Source organism: Mycobacterium sp. E740 (assembly GCF_001672895.1).
Taxonomy (GTDB): Bacteria; Actinomycetota; Actinomycetes; order Mycobacteriales; family Mycobacteriaceae; genus Mycobacterium.
The window spans coordinates 1-992 of the sequence record NZ_LZKP01000201.1 but is presented as its reverse complement, the minus strand read 5'-3'; the positions used below and the strand labels follow the sequence as shown (position 1 = coordinate 992).

Below are 992 nucleotides of genomic sequence, written 5' to 3'. Positions count from 1 at the left end.
TGCGCCGAAATAGCATTCCTGGTTGCTATGCAGGCAATTTCACAGCCATACCTTCTCTTTGGCGTGCCCGCCACGCGTCTTCGACCCGCGCAAGAATGTCGGTTGGGCGGTCCTCCGCTATCACCTTCACGTGCAACCAGCCGATGCTGAGCAGCCTCCGGAGGCGTCGTTCATCCCAGACGTACTGATCCCGATCCTTGCGGTGCTGGTCGCCGTCGTATTCGACGGCGATTTTCATTTCGCGCCAGCCCATGTCCAAGAAGGCGAATTCGTTTCCCCAGTCATCGACGACAGGGATCTGGGTGTGCGGCTTCGGGTATCCGGCGTCGATGAGCAGCAAGCGCAGCCAACTCTCCTTCGGCGATTGAGCGCCGCCGTCCATCAACTCGATGGCTTCGCGGAAGCCTCGCACGCCGCGCGCACCGCGATATCGCTCTGCCAGCCGTACGACTTCGTCGGTAGTCAGACCCGTCTTCCGTGCGAGCGCGTCCAGATGAATGACCGCTTGTGTTAGCGGGAGGTGACGTCCGAGATCGAATGCCGTACGGCTCGGCGTCGCGAGCGACATGCCGTCCACGATCACTACTTCGTCGGTCGAAATTCGCTCGCGCCTGGTGATGATGCCTTTCGGGTGGTGGTTGTTCGTCCAGATGAGTTCGACGGGGTCCGAGTCGGCCACCCATTGCGCGCCGTGTAGCGCCGCCGCCGCGCGGCCGGTGATCACGCCGCGACGTCGTGCCCAAAGGTATGCCGCCTCGGCCTTGACCGGCATCGTCAACTCGAGACCTCGGGGAAGATAGACGTCGGGAAAGATCGTCCGGTAGTTCCAGCGGAGATCGCCTCGCGAAATCCGTCCTGCAGCGACGGCCTCAGAACCGATCAGCGCTTCCCCCACCTGTCCGATCATCGACCACTTCGCGCTCGCCTCCGCGAATGAGAAGCGGTGGCTGTGGATAACGTCGATCAGCAACCAGGAATGCTATTTCGGCGCA

The 992-nt window shown here is 62.0% G+C and carries 1 protein-coding gene; it reads right to left on the bottom strand.

Going from position 1 to position 992, the window contains the following annotated elements; genetic code table 11:
* Positions 1 to 25: 25 nt before the first annotated feature.
* The gene (locus A5663_RS19710) at positions 26 to 895 is read right to left on the bottom strand and encodes a hypothetical protein (RefSeq protein ID WP_068153061.1); all 870 of its coding nucleotides are present in this window, start codon (positions 893 to 895) and stop codon (positions 26 to 28) included.
* Positions 896 to 992: the final 97 nt, after the last annotated feature.